Origin of the sequence: Bradyrhizobium sp. CCBAU 53421 (genome assembly GCF_015291625.1) — a bacterium.
Classification (GTDB): domain Bacteria; phylum Pseudomonadota; class Alphaproteobacteria; order Rhizobiales; family Xanthobacteraceae; genus Bradyrhizobium.
On record NZ_CP030047.1, the window covers coordinates 1237546 to 1254466 of the forward strand.

A 16921-nucleotide genomic window follows, 5' to 3' on the forward strand; every position below is an offset into this window, starting at 1 on the left:
GCCGGCCTCCGTGGCTCAACTCTTCTCGGGCTGGCGGGCGAGGCGCTCGAGCAGCCGCTTGATCTCGCGGTTCTGCTCGCCCTGGCCGTCGGCCCATTCGCGGATCATCTGCTGCTCGGTGCGCATATGCGCAACCAGCCCCTGGATCGCCTCGGCAAGATTGGCCATCGCCGCCGTGGTGCTGCGGCCGCCGCCGCCGGCGCCGCCTTCCTCGAAGGTGGCGCGCAGCCGGTCGATCGCGCCCTGCAGGTCGGCGCCGCCGCTGCCGACACCCTCGCCGGAGATGCCGCGCACGGTGGTGGCGAGCCAGTCCTCGAGGTCGGTGTAGAAGCGGTTCTGGGCCTGGCTCGATTGCAGGTCGAGAAAGCCGAGGATCAGCGAGCCGGCGAGGCCGAACAGCGAGGACGAGAACGAAATGCCCATGCCGCCGAGCGGGGCGGCAAGGCCCTCCTTCAGCGTATCGAACAGCGCGCCGGCGTCGCCGCCGACCTTGAGCCCGTCGATCACCTTGCCGACCGAGCCTACCGTCTCGATCAGGCCCCAGAAGGTGCCGAGCAGGCCGAGGAACACCAACAGGCCGGTCATGTAGCGCGAGATGTCGCGGGCTTCATCGAGGCGGGTTGCGATCGAATCGAGCAGATGCCGCATGGTCTGTTGCGAGATCGACATCCGCCCGGTGCGCTCGCCGCCGAGGATTGCCGCCATCGGGGCAAGCAGCGTCGGGCGGCGCTCGATCGCAAGGCCCGGATCGGCGATGCGGAAATTGTTGACCCAGGCGACCTCGGGATAGAGCCGGATCACCTGGCGGAATGCCAGGATGATGCCGATCAGCAGCACGGCGCCGATCAGGGCGTTCAGCCCGGGATTGGCGAAGAAGGCGGTGACGATCTGCTTGTACAGCACGACCCCGACCAGGCCGCAGAGCACCAGGAAGACCAGCATCCGCACCAGGAAGATCCTGGGCGAGGACAGCTTGCTCAGTTCGATCTCCATCTCGGATCGGGAAGGGGGCATTGCCGGGTCATCCGTTCGCGAAGGCCGCATCTGCCAGCAATATGGCACAGCGGCGGAGTGAGGAAAGCCGAATCCAAGGGCGGATGGCAGAACCTTGGGTTGAGAGCGGGTCCAGTGTTGCCGCTTTGCGCAGCATTCCGGCGCTTTGGCGCATCAGCCTGTTCAGAAGGTGCCAATCCCACGCGCGGGTCGCGAGACGAACGCGGGTTGCACGCATCGCTGGGCGAGCCACGCCGCGATCGGCGATTCGCGGGCCGCGCATGACGAGCTTGCAATCTGCGACATTCCTGCGCAGGCAAAGTGCATATTCCCGCTCGCGCAGTTCTTAATGCATTCCCACAGCCTGCGATGGAACCCGCTCACAATCCGGTGAGTCGGCAAAACATGCCGCGAAATCAGTGCGATAGGTTTGTGTGACATTGAGCCGCCCGACAAACGCATTGCGTCGCAGCAAGCGAGATTTATTTTTGGAGACAGGCGCGGTGTCGGTGTGACGCCGCCATTCGTTTATTCCAACCCACAGGGGCGATCATCTCAATGTCTGGACTTCGCGCGCAATCGGCATGCATTGCTCTGATGCTGGCCGTGACGGCGCCACTGCTTGCTGGCTGCGACGAGCCGACCACCGCAACCGCCGCCGTACAAGCACCCGAGCCGGACGTCAGTGTCGTCACCGTGAAGCAGCAGGCGCGCGCAATGGTGCGTGAGCTGCCGGGCCGCATCGCGCCGACCCGCGTCTCCGAGGTGCGCCCGCGCGTCTCGGGCATCGTCGTCAACCGCATGTTCCATCAGGGCAGCGAGGTGAAGACCGGCGATCCCCTGTACCAGATCGATCCGCGCCCGTTCGAAGTCGAAGTGCAGTCCACCGAGGCGGCGCTGTCACGCGCCAAGGCGGTGCTGGAGCAGACCTCGCTGCAGGCCCGTCGTATCGCGACCCTCACCCACCAGCGCGCGACCTCCGAGGCCGAGAACGAGAAGGCGATCGCCAACCTGAAGCAGGCCGAAGCCGACGTGCAGGGCCGCGAGGCCGACGTCGCGCGTGCCAAGCTCAACCTGGATTACGCGACGATCCGCGCGCCGATCGACGGCACCATCGGTGCCGCTGTCATCAGCGAGGGCGCGCTCGTCGTGCAGAACGACTCCGCGAGCCTTGCGACCATCCAGCAGCTCGATCCGATCTACGCCGACTTCCAGCAGTCGGTGACCGAGATGAACCAGCTCCGCCGCGCCTTCGAGAGCGGCGACCTCGACCGCATCGCGCCCGACGCGATGAAGGTGCGTCTCGTGCTCGACGATGGCTCGATCTATCCGTTGCCGGGCAAGCTGCTGTTCTCCGACGCCAAGGTCGACGCCTATACCGGGCAGGTGACCCTGCGCGGCGAGTTCCCGAACCCGCATCGCATCCTGCTGCCGGGCATGTATGTCCGCGTGCAGATCGAGCAGGGCATCGACAGTGATGCGATCGCGGTGCCGCAGCAGGCGATCCAGCGCAATGGCGGCGGCGGCAGCGAGGTGTTCGTCGTCAAGGACGACAATCACGTCGCGGTGCAGCCGGTGCGCACCGGCTCGCTGCAGGGCGGCCAGTGGTTCGTGACCGAAGGCCTCAAGGCCGGCGACAAGGTGGTCGTCGAGGGGTTCCAGAAATTCGCCGCCGGCGACAAGGTTCGGCCGCTGGCCTGGCGTGAGATCGACGCTGCTGCCGCATCGGATTCGCAGCAGACCGCGCACGCGGTGCGGTGATCCGACATGCCGAGCTTCTTCATCGACAGGCCGATCTTCGCCTGGGTCGTCGCGCTGTTCATCTGTCTCGTCGGCGCGATCTCGATTCCGCTGCTCGCGGTCGCGCAGTACCCGATCATCGCGCCGCCCTCGATCTCGATCTCGACGAGCTATCCCGGCGCTTCGCCCGAGAACCTCTATAACAGCGTCACGCGGCTGATCGAGGAGGAGCTCAACGGCGCCGCCAACATCCTGAACTTCGAATCGACCTCCGACTCGCTCGGCCAAGTCGAGATCATAGCCAACTTCAAGCCCGGCACCGACACCAGCCAGGCCTCGGTCGAGGTGCAGAACCGCCTCAAGCGCGTCGAGGCGCGGCTGCCGCGCGCCGTGATCCAGCAGGGCATCCTGGTCGAGGAAGCTTCCTCCGCGGTGCTGCAGATCATCACGCTGAACTCGACCGACGGCTCGCTGGATGAAGTGGGCCTCGGCGACTTCATGATCCGCAACGTGCTGGGCGAAGTACGCCGCATCCCCGGCGTCGGCCGCGCCACGCTGTATTCGACCGAACGTTCGCTGCGCATCTGGATCGATCCGGCCAAGCTGGTCGGCTTCGGCCTGTCGGCCGACGACGTCAACCGGGCGATCACGGCGCAGAACGCCCAGGTCGCCTCCGGCAGCATCGGCGCCGAGCCGAGCACCGACACGCAGAAGATCTCCGCGCAGGTGCTCGTGAAGGGCCAGCTGTCCTCGCCGGACGAGTTCGGCGCGATCATCCTGCGCGCCAATGCCGACGGCTCGACGGTTCGTCTGCGCGACGTCGCGCGGATCGAGATCGGCGGCCTCAGCTACCAGTTCAACACGCGCCTGAACGGCAAGCCGACCGCCGGCCTCTCGGTGCTGCTGTCGCCGAAGGGCAATGCGCTGGCGACCGCGAGCGCGGTCGAAGCCAAGATGAAGGAGCTGTCGCGCTTCTTCCCGGCCAATATCTCCTACGAGATTCCTTACAACATCACGCCCGTCGTCAAGGCCTCGATCGAGAAGGTCCTGATGACGCTGGTCGAGGCGGTGGTGCTGGTGTTCATCGTGATGTTCCTGTTCCTGCAGAACATCCGCTACACCATCATTCCGACCATCGTGGTTCCGGTGGCGCTGCTCGGCGCCTGCGCCACGCTGATGGTCGCGGGCTTCTCGATCAACATGCTGACCATGTTCGGCATGGTGCTGGCGGTCGGCATCCTGGTCGACGATGCCATCGTCGTGGTCGAGAACGTCGAGCGCATCATGGCCGAAGAGGGCCTGCCGCCGAAGGAAGCCACCAAGAAGGCGATGTCGCAGATCACTGGCGCCATCATCGGCATCACGCTGGTGCTGATGGCGGTGTTCGTGCCGATGGCGTTCTTCCCCGGCTCGGTCGGCATCATCTACCGCCAGTTCTCGGTCACCATGGTGGCGGCGATCGCGTTCTCGGCGCTGCTCGCGCTGTCGCTGACGCCGGCGCTCTGCGCGACGCTGCTCAAGCCGGTCGAGAAGGGCCACGGCCATGCCCGCAAGGGCGTGTTCGGCTGGTTCAACCGCGTGCTCGACTCTGGCCGCGCCGGCTATGTCAGCACGGTGCAGGCCGGGCTGAAGCGCACCGGCCGCCTGATGCTGATCTATCTCGTGCTGTTCGCGGGCGTCGCCTACGGCTTCGTGCGGCTGCCCGGCGGCTTCCTGCCGGTCGACGACCAGGGCTTCATCACGACCGACGTGCAGACGCCGTCGGAGTCGTCCTATGCGCGCACCGAGGCCGCGGTCGAGCAGGTCGAGAAGTACCTGAAGGATCGCGCCGGTATCGAGAACGTCACGTTCCTCACCGGCTTCAGCTTCCTCGGCCAGGGCATGAACACCGCGCAGGCGTTCATCACGCTGAAGGACTGGTCGGAGCGCGGCGCGAAGGATTCGGCCGCCGCCATCGTCGCGGACATCAACCGCGACCTGTCGTCGTCGATCCGTGACGCCAGGATCTCGGCGTTGCAGCCGCCGCCGATCGACAACCTTGGCAACTCCTCGGGCTTCTCGTTCCGCCTGCAGGACCGCGGCCAGAAGGGCTATGCGGCGCTGATCGCGGCGTCCGACCGCCTGATCGCCGAGGCCAATGCCAGTCCCGTGTTGCAGAAGGTCTATGTCGAAGGCCTGCCGCCGGCGCCGCAGGTCAATCTGATGATCGACCGCGAGAAGGCGGGCGCGTTCGGCCTCACCTTCGAGGACATCAACAACACGATCTCGACCAATCTCGGCTCGAACTACATCAACGACTTCCCGAACCGCGGGCGGATGCAGCGCGTCATCGTGCAGGCCGACAAGACCAGCCGCATGAACGCGGACGACATCCTCAATTACAACGTCAAGAACAGCCGCGGCCAGCTGGTGCCGTTCTCGGCCTTCGCTACCATCGAATGGTCGAAGGGGCCGACGCAAATCGCGGGCTTCAACTACTATCCGGCGGTGCGTATCTCCGGTGAGGCGAAGCCGGGCTTCACTTCGGGCGATGCGATCGCCGAGATGGAGCGGCTCGCCGACAAGCTGCCGCGCGGCTTCGGCTATGAGTGGACCGGCCAGTCGCTGCAGGAGAAGCTGTCGGGTTCGCAGGCGCCGTTCCTGCTCGCGCTGTCGGTGCTGGTGGTGTTCCTCTTGCTCGCGGCGCTCTATGAGAGCTGGACCATTCCGCTCGCGGTGCTGCTCACCATTCCGCTCGGCATTCTCGGCGCCGTGGTGGCGGCGACGATGCGCGGCCTATCCAATGACGTCTATTTCACCGTCGGCCTGATCACCATCATCGGCCTTGCCGCCAAGGACGCGATCCTGATCATCGAGTTCGCCAAGGATTTGCGCGCGCAGGGCAAGCCGCTGGTCGAGGCGACCATCGAGGCGTGCAGCCTCCGATTCCGCCCGATCCTGATGACCGGTCTCGCCTTCGTCTGCGGCGTGCTGCCGATGGCGATCGCGACCGGCGCCGGCGGCGCCAGCCAGCAGGCGCTCGGCACGAGCGTGATGGGCGGCATGATCGCCGTCGTGATCCTCGCGCTGCTGCTGGTGCCGGTGTTCTTCGTCAGCGTGCAGCGCGTGCTGGCGGGTGACCGGGAGAAGGTCGAGAAGCCGGAAGTTTACGGCCCGCCTGCGCCGGCGAGGATCAGTCACTGATGTCCGGGATCGACGCCGATCCGATCGGAAGCTTGCTTTCGCAGGCCGGCCAATCCAGATTGCAGCCCTGGATTGAACGGGGAGCGTTTGGGTAACCCTGGGATTGAGAGCATGTGATGCGGCCGACCGATATTGCGATCTCGAATTATCGCTCCATTCGGCGGCTCTATATGCCCATTCAACCGCTGTCCGTCTTCGTCGGCGAGAACGGCGTCGGCAAATCCAATCTCTACAAGTCCCTGTCGCTGCTGCGCGACGCGGCGACGGGCCGGATCACGCGCACGATCGCCGACGAGGGTGGATTGAACTCGGTCTGCTGGTCGGGGCTTCGCAAGCGCGGCGAGGATGGACGGCTGCGGCTGGCGGTCAGGTTCGAACACGTCAATTACGCGATCGAGCTCGGACATCCCGGCCCGGTCGAGGCGGCGTTTCCCGGCGAGCCGATGATCAAGTCCGAACGTATCGAGACGATCCACGGCAAGCGCAAAGTCCTGATGATGGAGCGGACCAATTCACACGTCAGCGTCCGCGGCGAGAGCGGCGCCTGGAGCGAGCACAAGAATGCGGTGCTGCCGTCGGAAACCGCGCTCGCCGATTTCCTCGACGGCCAGACATGTCCCGAAGTCGGCCTGATCAGGAACGCGTTGCAGAGCTGGCGCTTCTATCACGATTTTCGCACCGATCCGGCGTCACCGATCCGCAAGCCTTGTCTTGCGATCACGACGCCGTCGCTGAGCGCTGATGGCAGCGATCTGGCCGCCGCTTTGGCAACGCTCAGCGCGATCAGGCAGGATGCGGCCGATCTGCAGGATGCGATCGAGGATGCATTCCCGGGTGCCGAGCTCCGGGCATGGGAAGAAAACGGGCGGTGCGAGTTCGAGCTGCAGCAGGCGGACATGCCGCGTGCGTTCAAGGCGCACGAGCTATCCGACGGCACGCTGAAATATATCTGCCTGCTCGCCGTGTTCATGGGCTATCGGCTGCCGCCGTTCATCGCGCTGAACGAACCCGAGACCAGCCTGCATCCGTCGCTGCTGGCGCCGTTGGCCCGGCTGATCGCCAAGGCGTCGCGCCGCGCCGACGTCTGGATCGTCACCCATTCGGAGCAGCTGATGGCGGCGTTGCGAACCGAGAGCTCGGTGCCGCTGCGCCGGGTGATCAAGGCGAAGGGCGCGACGGCCATCGAGGGCCTGACGCTCGGCGGTGAATTCCGTGATGGCGAGGACGACGAAGATGATGACGACGACGATTAGATCGCGCCGTCGCGCTATTGCCCGAGCGGCTTCAGGATCTTGATCAGCTCGCCGTGCACGAACTCGTTGCCGCAGACGACATGACCGGTCTGCAGCGGGTCGTCGTTGCCCTGGATGCCGGAGACGGTGCCGCCGGCTTCGCGGACCATGAGCAAGCCGGCCGCGACGTCCCAGGCCTGCAGGTTGCGCTCCCAATAGCCGTCGAGCCGGCCGGCGGCGACGAAGGCGAGATCGAGCGAGGCGGCGCCGAAGCGGCGGAAGCCCGCGACCTTGCTCTGCAGCGCGGCCATCTCCTGCAGCGCCAGTTGGTGGTTGCCGCGGCCGATATGCGGCAGGCCGCAGGCGACCACGCATTCGTTGAGCTGGCGGCGGCCGGCGACGCGCAGCCGCTGGTCGTTGAGGAACGCGCCCTTGCCGCGCTCGGCGATGTAGAGCTCGTCATTGGCGGGATTGTAGATCACGCCCGCGATCACGGTGTCCTCGCGCAAGAGTCCGATCGAGATCGCGAATTGCGGGATGCCGTGCAGGAAATTGGTGGTGCCGTCCAAGGGATCGACGATCCAGGTGTGGGTCTTGTCAGAGCCTTCGCGCTTGCCGCCTTCCTCGCCGAGGAACCCGTAACCGGGCCGGGCCTTCTCGAGGTCGGTGTAGAGCATCTCCTCGGCGCGCTTGTCGGCGAGCGAGACGAAGTTCGCCGGCCCCTTCAGCGACACCTGGAGGTGCTCGATCTCGCCGAGGTCGCGCTTGAGGCTGCGGCCGGCGCGCCGCGCGGCCTTGACCATGACATTGATGAGGGCGGAGTAGAGCATGATGAGAACTGTGACCCGAGAATGTGAAAGTCGATAAGGCGGCGCCCGCAAATCTCAGTCCGTCATCCTGAGGTGCGAGCGGAGCGAGCCTCGAAGGGTGCACGGCCCCGGACCGGGCCGTTCATCCTTCGAGACGCGCTTCGCGCTCCTCAGGATGACGGGTCAGGAGGGAACGGCATGGCCGCACCGGATTTCCGGACTGGGTGCCCTCTGGAAGGGGCGCCGTCAAGGCGTCATTTGACGTTGTTTCCGATCCATTTCCGCACGGCTGCCTCGCCCTTGGCGCGGTCTTCCGGGCTCATATCGGCGAGGATGTCGTCGAGATCGGGGTCGCCCTTGCCGGCGGTCTTGGCGACGGTGTGCCATTTCAGCGCCTCGACCTTGTCGACCGGGGCGCCGGCGCCGGTCGCCAGCACATGGGCGAGGCGGTTTTGCGCGATCGGGCTGTTCTGCCGGGCCGCCTTGCGCAGCAGCGCCACCGCCGCCGGCACGTTCCGCGGCGTGCCGGCGCCGTTATAGAGCGCGATGGCATATTCGACCTCGGCATCGACATTGTCGGCCAGCGAGGCGGCCTGCAGCAGCCGGGAGGCCTTTTCGAGGTCCTTCGGCACGCCGGTGCCTTCCTTGTAGAAGGTCGCGAGCGCGTATTGCGCCTCCGGGCTGCCGGCGTCCGCGGCCATCCGCAACAGCTCGGCGGAGCGCTTGAGGTCCTGCGGCAGGGTCTGGCCGTCGAGATAGAGCAGCGCGAGGTTATAGGCCGCCTTGGGTTCGCCGAGCTTGGCCGACGAGGCCAGCAGCTTGACCGCGCCGTCCTTGTCCACCGCGCCGCCGCGGCCCGCGATCTTCATCATCGCCAGCGCGAACATCGCCTCGCGGTCGCCGGCATCGGACGCACGCTTGTACCAGTCGTCGGCCTTGGCGTAGTCGCGCTTGACCCCGAGCCCGTTGGCATAGAGCTCGCCCAGCATCGTCATCGCCTTGGCATCGTTGTTGTTCTGCGCGCGCGCGATCGCGAGGTCGAACGCGGTCTTGTACATGCCGCGCTGATAGGCGCCGTAGACGAGATCGACATTGGGATCATCAGGCGTCGGGGTCGGCGAGGGCGTCGGAGATGCGGCAGGCTTCGGCGTCGCCGAGGCAGCGGGCTTGGGCGTCGGCTTCTTCGCGACCGGCGAATGCACCTTCGGCTTCGGCGCCTCCTTCTTCGCAGGCGGCGTCTGTGCCGGCGGCGTGATCGAGAGCTGCGCCATCGCGCCGCTCGCCAGCATCGTGCAGCCGAGCGCAACACCTATCGGACGCAGGCATTTCATTCCGGCGTCATCCCTCGGCCTTGGCCTTGCCGGCATGCGCAATCGCTTCGCCGATCTCGACGAGCGCCTGCTTAGCACCGCGCGGATCGGACCAGATGAAATCTCCGACCAGCACGAAATCCGCGCCGGCCGCGGCGAACGCCTCGGCTTCCTCGCGCGAGGTCGCAAAGCCGACGCAGGGCGGCTCGAACAATTCGTCCCACCATTCCAGCCGCTCGGCGATCGCCTCGAGCGAGGGCCGCGCTCCCTTGGCGTCGGGCTCGCCGAACAGCACATAGTCGGCGCCGGCTTCGCCCGCGGCCATCGAATCGTGGCGTGTCGCCAGGCCGCCGACGCCTGCGATGCGGTCGGGCTTCAGCGAAGGCATCGCCTCTGCCATCGCGGCGATGCCGGTCAGGTGTGCGCCGTCGGCGCCGGCGCGGGCCACGATGTCGGGATGGCCGTCGATCAGCAGCGCCGCGCCCGCGTTCTGGATCGCGGGTGCCAGCGCCTTGATGGTGGAGATCATGCTGCGCGGATCGCTCTCGCGCAGCCGCACCAGAACGGCCGCGACGTCGGCCGCGGCAAGCAGATCGGCAAGCTCGGCCGCAAGCCGCGCGGGCTCGTCGACCGGTGGAGTTGCCAGATAGAGGCGCGGCGCCGGCCGCGGCGGAACGGGCTTGGTGGCCAACTATGCCGCCTGTTTTTCGAGGCCGGCTTCCCAATTGCCGGTGCTCGCGAGCCCGTTCATCCGGGCGCGATGCGAGAAGGCGCGCTGGCCCGCGGGGACGTTGTCGGGCTTGCCGGACCATGCCTTCTGCGGCGCGGCCTGCAGCGCGCGGCCATAGGAGAAGGTCAGCCGCCAGGGCAGGTGACCGATCTTGTTCATGGCATCGAGATGCGCGGTCGCCTCCTCGTCGCTCTGTCCGCCGGAGAGGAAGGCGATGCCGGGCACCGCGGCCGGCACGCAGCTCTTGAGCAGGCGGATGGTCTTCTCGGCGACTTCCTGGACCGACGCCTGCTTCGGGCATTTCTTGCCTGATATGGCCATGTTCGGCTTCAGGATCATGCCTTCCAGCGCGACGCGCTGCACCCGCAACTCCTGGAAGGTGCGGTTCAGCACGCGCTGCGTCACCTCATAGCAGCGGTCGATGTCGTGATCGCCGTCCATCAGCACTTCCGGTTCGACGATCGGCACGATCTGCGCGGCCTGGCACAACGCGGCGTAGCGCGCCAGCGCATGGGCGTTGACGCGGACCGCGGTCTGGGTCGGGATTCGCGGCCCGATATCGATCACCGCGCGCCACTTCGCAAAGCGCGCACCGCGCTCGTAATATTTCTTCAGCCGCTCGGCGAGCTTGTCGAGGCCGACGGTGACGAGTTCGCCCGGGCAGTTCGGCAGCGCCTGGGTGCCCTCGTCGACCTTGATGCCGGGGATGCTGCCGGCCTGCTCGATCAGCTTGACCAGCGGCGTACCGTCCTTGGCATTCTGCCAGATCGTCTCGTCGTAGAGGATGACGCCGGAGATGTACTTGCTCATCGCCTCCTGCGAGCGGAACAGCATCTCGCGATAGTCGCGGCGATTGTCTTCGGTCGAATCGACCTTGATGGCGTCGAAACGCTTCTTGATCGTGCCGGAGGATTCGTCGGCGGCGAGGATGCCCTTGCCCGGGGTGACCATGGCAAGCGCAACTTTGTTGAGGTCAGCGAGGTTCATCGGGAACGTCCTCCAGGGCCATTGCCTTTGCAAACCAAAATAGGCGGTTCTCGGGCAAATGCCTAGAAAACGTTCGTCGCGGGCGGTGTTTGCCGCAGCCGGCGATCAAGCCCGCGGGACACCGTTTCCAACTGCGTCAGAACCGGTGTCCCGCCTTAATGATTCAGGCGAGAAATTGTCAGGCGATCTCTCAGGCAACCTTGGGGTCGAGCTCGCCCGCGGCGTAGCGCTTGGCCATTTCGGCCGTGGTCAGCACCTTCTTGATCTTGCTGGCCTGGCCCGCGGTGTTGAATTCCTGCAGGCGCTGTTTGCACAGCTTGGTCATCGCGTCCATTGCGGGCTTCAGGTACTTGCGCGGATCGAACTCTTCCGGATTGTCCTTCAGCACCTTGCGGATCTGACCGGTCATCGCCATCCGGTTGTCGGTGTCGATGTTGATCTTGCGCACGCCGTTCTTGATGCCGCGCTGGATCTCGGCGACCGGCACGCCCCAGGTCGGCTTCATCTTACCGCCATTGGCGTTGATGATCTCCTGCAGCTCCTGCGGCACCGACGAGGAGCCGTGCATCACGAGATGCGTGTTCGGCAGCTTGCGATGGATCTCCTCGATCACGTTCATGGCGAGGATGTCGCCGTCCGGCTTGCGGGTGAACTTGTAGGCACCGTGCGAGGTGCCCATCGCGATCGCGAGCGCGTCGACCCTGGTCTCCTTGACGAACTTTACGGCTTCATCCGGATTGGTCAGCAGCTGGTCATGCGACAGCTTGCCCTCGGCGCCATGGCCGTCTTCCTTGTCGCCCATGCCGGTCTCGAGCGAGCCGAGCACGCCGAGCTCGCCTTCCACCGAGATGCCGCCGAGATGGGCCATGCCGGTCACGGTCCTGGTGACGCCGACATTGTAGTCCCAGTCGCCGGGGGTCTTGCCGTCGGCCTTCAGCGAGCCGTCCATCATGACCGAGGTGAAGCCGGCCTGGATCGCGGTCATGCAGGTCGCGGGTTCGTTGCCGTGGTCGAGATGCACGCAGACCGGGATCTGCGGGTAGATCTCGGTGACGGCGTCCATCATGTGCTTGAGCATGACGTCGTTGGCGTAGGACCGCGCGCCGCGCGAGGCCTGGATGATGACGGGCGCATCGACCTCGGAGGCCGCCGCCATGATCGACAGCGCCTGCTCCATGTTGTTGATGTTGAAGGCAGGTACGCCGTAATCATGCTCGGCCGCGTGGTCGAGCAGTTGCCGCAACGTGATGCGAGCCATTCCATTTCTCCCTGGTGTACGTGTTCGCGGATTTGAAGCGCGATGAGCTCAGATCGATTTTCATCGCGCTTTTGCTCATTGTTTGAGCATGATCTTTTCGGAAAACCACTTCGCACTTTGCGCTAGCGCGGCCCTCCGGGTCCGGATCATGCTGTGGATCAACGGTTTTTCAGTACTTCGACGCCCGGCAGCGGCTTGCCTTCCATCCATTCAAGAAACGCGCCGCCCGCGGTCGAGACGTAGGAAAAATCACCGGCCACGCCCGCCTGGTTGAGCGCCGCGACGGTATCGCCGCCGCCGGCGACCGAGATCAGCTTCTTGGCCCGGGTGCGCTCGGCGGCATGCTTGGCCGAAACCACGGTGCCGCGGTCGAACGGCGTCAGCTCGAAGGCGCCGAGCGGTCCGTTCCAGACCAGCGTCGCGGCGTCGTCGATCGCGGCATGGATGCGCGCGATCGATTGCGGGCCGACGTCGAGGATCATGCCGTCGGCCGGGATCGCGTCGAGGCCGTAGGCATGCGACGGCGCATTGGCGGCGAACTGGTTGGCGACCACGGCGTCAACCGGCAGGATGATCGCGCAATTGGCCGCGTTGGCCTTCTCCATGATCCGCAGCGCGGTCGCGGCGAGGTCCTTTTCGGCGAGCGACTTGCCGACCGCGACGCCCTGCGCGTGCAGGAAGGTGTTGGCCATGCCGCCGCCGATCACCAGCGCGTCGACCTTGTTCACGAGGTTTTCCAACAGGTCGATCTTGGTCGAGACCTTGGCGCCGCCGATGATCGCGATGACAGGCTTGGTCGGGGCTTCCAGCGCCTTGCCGAGCGCGTCGAGCTCGGCCTGCATGGTGCGGCCGGCATAGGCCGGCAGCTTGTGGCCGAGGCCTTCGGTCGAGGCGTGCGCGCGATGCGCGGCGGAGAAGGCGTCGTTGACCCAGATGTCGCCGAGCTTTGCCAATTCAGCGACGAAGCCGGCGTCGTTCTTTTCTTCCTCCTTGTGAAAACGGGTGTTTTCCAGACAGAGGATGTCACCATCCTTGAGGGCAGCGACCGCGTTGGCTGCGGGCTCGCCGATGCAATCCTCGGCGAACGCGACCGGGCGCTTGATCACCTTCGACAGCGCCTCGGCGACCGGCTTCAGCGACTCCTTGGCGTCGCGTCCCTTGGGCCGGCCGAAATGGGCGAGCAGGATCACCTTGCCGCCCTTGTCGGAGATTTCAGTGATGGTGGGCGCGACGCGCTCGAGCCGTGTGGCGTCGGTGACGCGGCCGCCTTCCATGGGGACGTTGAGGTCGACGCGCAGCAGCACGCGCTTGCCCTTCACGTTGACGTCGTCGAGGGTGCGGAACGATTTGGTCATGAGCGTTTCCTGTGCGGCCGGACACAGCCGTCCGGCGGACGGCGTCGCTTTCGCTTGCCGATGTCGCGGCCGTTGGGGCCGCGAATGCGAGGGGCAAACACGCAGATGCCCGGCTTTGGGGGCCGGGCATCACGAACAGTCGAACTTAAATCAGCTTGCCGATCGCGACGGCGGTGTCGGCCATGCGGTTCGAGAAGCCCCACTCATTGTCGTACCAGGCCATCACGCGCACCAGCGTGCCGTTCTGCACCTTGGTCTGGTCCATGTGGAAGGTGGCCGAATGCGGATCGTGGTTGAAGTCGATCGAGACGTTCGGCGCGGTGGTAAAGCCCAGGATGCCCTTGAGCTGCTGCTCGGAGGCGCGCTTCATCGCCTCGTTGATTTCCTTGGCGTCGGTGGCGCGCTTGGCGACGATCTTGAGGTCGATCACCGAGACGTTCGGGGTCGGCACCCGGATCGAGACGCCGTCGAGCTTGCCCTTCAGCTCCGGCAGCACCAGGCCGATGGCCTTCGCCGCACCGGTCGAGGTCGGGATCATCGACATCGCCGCGGCGCGGCCGCGATAGAGGTCCTTGTGCAGGGTGTCGAGCGTCGGCTGGTCGCCGGTATAGGCGTGGATCGTGGTCATGAAGCCGGTTTCGATGCCGACCGTCTCGTTCAACACCTTGGCAACCGGCGCCAGGCAGTTGGTGGTGCAGGAGCCGTTGGAGACGACGAGCTGATCCTTGTTCAGCGTGTCATGGTTGACGCCGTAGACGATGGTGGCGTCAGCGCCATCGGCCGGGGCCGAGACCAGCACGCGCTTGGCGCCGGCGGTGAGGTGCGCGGAGGCCTTGTCCTTGGCGGTGAAGATGCCGGTGCATTCCAGCGCAATGTCGACGCCGAGGGCCTTCCACGGCAGCTTGGAGGGATCGCGCTCGGCCGAGACCTTGATCTTGTTGTCGCCGAGGCTGATCGAGTCGCCGTCGACGGTCACGGTGCCCGGAAAGCGGCCGTGCACGGAATCGAAGCGCAGCAGGTGCGCGTTGGTCTCGACCGGGCCGAGGTCGTTGATACCGACCACCTCGATGTCCTTGCGGCCGGACTCGGCGATGGCGCGCAACACATTGCGGCCGATGCGTCCAAACCCGTTGATCGCGACGCGGATTGCCATGCTGTGTCTCCTCTAAAAGCTGCTGCCGGCCCCGCGGGAGGTGTCCCACGAGGGTTTTACGGCGGAACGCCCGGTTCAGCCGGACGCGAGCGGAAAAGATGGAGCTTTGGTAATCCTTTTTCGCGGCAAGCTCAACCTTCGACCGGCGGGTGTCAGGCCAGCGTCAGACGCGCTTCAGGGCAGCGTTAACGACAGCCTCTGCAGTAATGCCGAAATGCGGGAAAAGGTCCTTCGCCGGGGCGCTGGCGCCGAATCCGTGCATGCCGATGAATTCGCCGTCATGGCCGATCACGGCATCCCAGCCCCAGCGCACCGCGGCCTCGATCGCGATCTTGACCGGAGCATTGCCGATAATGGCCTTTTGCCGCTCGGCGGGCTGCGCCAGCAGCAATTCCAGCGACGGGACTGAGACGACCCGCGTCGCGATGCCGCGTCCGGCAAGCTGCTTCTGCGCCTCGACCGCGATCTGGACTTCGGAACCGGTGGCGAACAATGACACTTTTGCGTCGCCTTGGGCGGCGACCAGCTCGTAGGCGCCGTGGCTGCACGGGTTGTCGTTCGGCGCCGTGGTGCGGAGCTGCGGCAGGTTCTGGCGGGTCAGCGCCAGCACCGTCGGGCCGTCCACGCGGTTGAGCGCGAGTTCCCAGCACTCGGCGGTCTCGACCGCGTCGCAGGGACGGAACACGCGCATGTTGGGGATCGCGCGCAGCGCGGAGAGGTGCTCGACCGGCTGGTGGGTCGGGCCGTCCTCGCCGAGGCCGATCGAGTCGTGGGTCATGACATAGACGACGCCGGTGCCCATCAGCGCCGACAGCCGCATCGCGGGGCGCGCATAATCGGTGAACACCAGGAAGGTGGCGCCGTTCGGCGCGAAGCCGCCATGCAGGAAGATGCCGTTGAGGCACGCCGCCATGCCGTGCTCGCGGATTCCGTAGTGGATGAAGCGGCCCTTCGGCGTCTTGGCGCCGAACGCCGTCGCCGACTTGGCCTTGTTGTTGTTGGAGCCGGTGAGGTCGGCGGAGCCGGCCACGAACTCCATCGGCATCGCAGCCGCAATCACCTCGATCGCAGCTTCCGACGATTTGCGGGTCGCGACGTTGAGCGGGTTTTCCAGCAGGCCCTTCTTGAAGGCGCGCAGACCCTTGGCGAGCGACTGCGGCCGCTCGTGACGGATCCGGCGCTCGAATTCGGCGCGCTTGCGGTTGCCGAGCTGCGCGAACTGCTCGTCCCATGCCTTGTGCTCGGCGGCGCCGCGGGCACCTGCCTCGCGCCAGGCCTTCAGCACGTCGTCGGGCACCGAGAACGGCTCGAGCGAGATGCCGAGCTTTTCCTTGGCGCCCTTGAGCTCAGCGGCGCCGAGCGCTTCGCCGTGCGCCTTGGCGGTGCCGGCCCTGGTCGGCGCGCCGTAACCGATCGTGGTCTTGCAGGCGATCATCGTCGGCTTGCTGGACTTCTGCGCGCGGGTGATCGCAGCGGCAATCGCCTGCGGATCATGGCCGTCGATCAATTCGGCGGCCCAGCCGGCGGACTTGAAGCGCTTCACCTGATCGACCGAGTCGGAGATCGAGGTCGGGCCGTCGATCGAGATGCCGTTGTCGTCGTACAGCACGATCATCTTGTTGAGCCGCCAGACACCGGCGAGCGCGATCGCTTCCTGCGAGATGCCTTCCATAAGGTCGCCGTCGGAGGCGAGCACATAGGTATGGTGGTTGACGATCTTCTTGCCGAACTCGGCGGCGAGCATCTTCTCGGCGAGCGCCATGCCGACCGCGGTCGCAATGCCCTGGCCGAGCGGACCGGTGGTGGTCTCGATGCCCTTGGTGTGGAAGTTCTCGGGGTGTCCCGGCGTCAGCGATCCGAGCTGGCGGAAATGCTTGAGCTGGTCGAGCGTCATGTCCTTGTTGCCGGTGAGGTACAGCAACGCATAGAGCAGCATCGAGCCGTGGCCGGCCGACAGCACGAAGCGGTCGCGATCGGGCCACGCCGTGTCGGCGGCATCGAATTTCAGAAATTTCGTGAACAGCACGGTCGCGATCTCGGCGGCGCCCATCGGCAGGCCGGGATGGCCGGAATTCGCCTTCTCGACGGCGTCCATGGCAAGGCCACGGATCGCATTGGCCATACGGGTGTGATCGACCTGCGTCATGATGAAAAGTCCGCCTGGAATGAGG

12 protein-coding genes are annotated in these 16921 nt (G+C 65.9%); 3 read left to right on the forward strand and 9 right to left on the reverse strand.

Features of this window, described 5'->3' with window-relative positions:
* Positions 1-15: 15 nt before the first annotated feature.
* A complete protein-coding gene (locus tag XH92_RS05755) occupies positions 16-1014 on the reverse strand; it encodes a flagellar motor protein MotA (protein ID WP_194458375.1) in 999 nt (332 codons plus the stop codon).
* Positions 1015-1551: 537 nt separating this feature from the next.
* Here XH92_RS05755 and XH92_RS05760 point away from each other — a divergent pair.
* The 3 genes from XH92_RS05760 to XH92_RS05770 all read left to right on the forward strand — a co-directional run bounded on the left by XH92_RS05760 (position 1552) and on the right by XH92_RS05770 (position 7169).
* A complete protein-coding gene (locus XH92_RS05760; protein ID WP_194458376.1) occupies positions 1552-2754 on the forward strand; it encodes an efflux RND transporter periplasmic adaptor subunit in 1203 nt (400 codons plus the stop codon).
* A gap of 6 nt (positions 2755-2760) precedes the next feature.
* On the forward strand, positions 2761-5916 hold the full coding sequence (locus tag XH92_RS05765; protein WP_194458377.1) for a multidrug efflux RND transporter permease subunit: 3156 nt from the start codon (positions 2761-2763) through the stop codon (positions 5914-5916).
* A 116-nt stretch (positions 5917-6032) separates the two neighbouring features.
* Positions 6033-7169, forward strand: a complete 1137-nt coding sequence (locus XH92_RS05770; protein ID WP_194458378.1) for an AAA family ATPase — start codon at positions 6033-6035, stop codon at positions 7167-7169.
* A 14-nt stretch (positions 7170-7183) separates the two neighbouring features.
* Here the strand turns inward: XH92_RS05770 and XH92_RS05775 are convergent, their stop codons facing one another.
* The 8 genes from XH92_RS05775 to tkt all read right to left on the reverse strand — a co-directional run bounded on the left by XH92_RS05775 (position 7184) and on the right by tkt (position 16896).
* Positions 7184-7978, reverse strand: coding sequence for an inositol monophosphatase family protein (locus XH92_RS05775; RefSeq protein ID WP_194458379.1), 795 nt, complete (start codon positions 7976-7978; stop codon positions 7184-7186).
* Between the two features lie 233 nt (positions 7979-8211).
* On the reverse strand, positions 8212-9288 hold the full coding sequence (locus XH92_RS05780) for a tetratricopeptide repeat protein (protein WP_194458380.1): 1077 nt from the start codon (positions 9286-9288) through the stop codon (positions 8212-8214).
* 7 nt (positions 9289-9295) lie between these two features.
* Positions 9296-9958 (reverse strand): thiamine phosphate synthase, encoded by a 663-nt coding sequence (locus XH92_RS05785; protein WP_194458381.1) that lies wholly within the window; start codon positions 9956-9958, stop codon positions 9296-9298.
* Positions 9959-10984: a class I fructose-bisphosphate aldolase gene (locus XH92_RS05790; protein WP_194458382.1), complete on the reverse strand. Its 1026-nt coding sequence runs from the start codon at positions 10982-10984 to the stop codon at positions 9959-9961.
* A gap of 190 nt (positions 10985-11174) precedes the next feature.
* Complete coding sequence (gene fba / locus XH92_RS05795; RefSeq protein WP_194458383.1) at positions 11175-12242, reverse strand: class II fructose-bisphosphate aldolase; 1068 nt, start codon at positions 12240-12242, stop codon at positions 11175-11177.
* Positions 12243-12400: 158 nt separating this feature from the next.
* Positions 12401-13597 (reverse strand): phosphoglycerate kinase, encoded by a 1197-nt coding sequence (gene pgk / locus XH92_RS05800; RefSeq protein ID WP_194458384.1) that lies wholly within the window; start codon positions 13595-13597, stop codon positions 12401-12403.
* Positions 13598-13742: 145 nt separating this feature from the next.
* A complete protein-coding gene (gap, locus tag XH92_RS05805) occupies positions 13743-14750 on the reverse strand; it encodes a type I glyceraldehyde-3-phosphate dehydrogenase (RefSeq protein ID WP_194458385.1) in 1008 nt (335 codons plus the stop codon).
* A 163-nt stretch (positions 14751-14913) separates the two neighbouring features.
* On the reverse strand, positions 14914-16896 hold the full coding sequence (gene tkt, locus XH92_RS05810; RefSeq protein WP_194458386.1) for a transketolase: 1983 nt from the start codon (positions 16894-16896) through the stop codon (positions 14914-14916).
* Between the last annotated feature and the right edge of the window lie 25 nt (positions 16897-16921).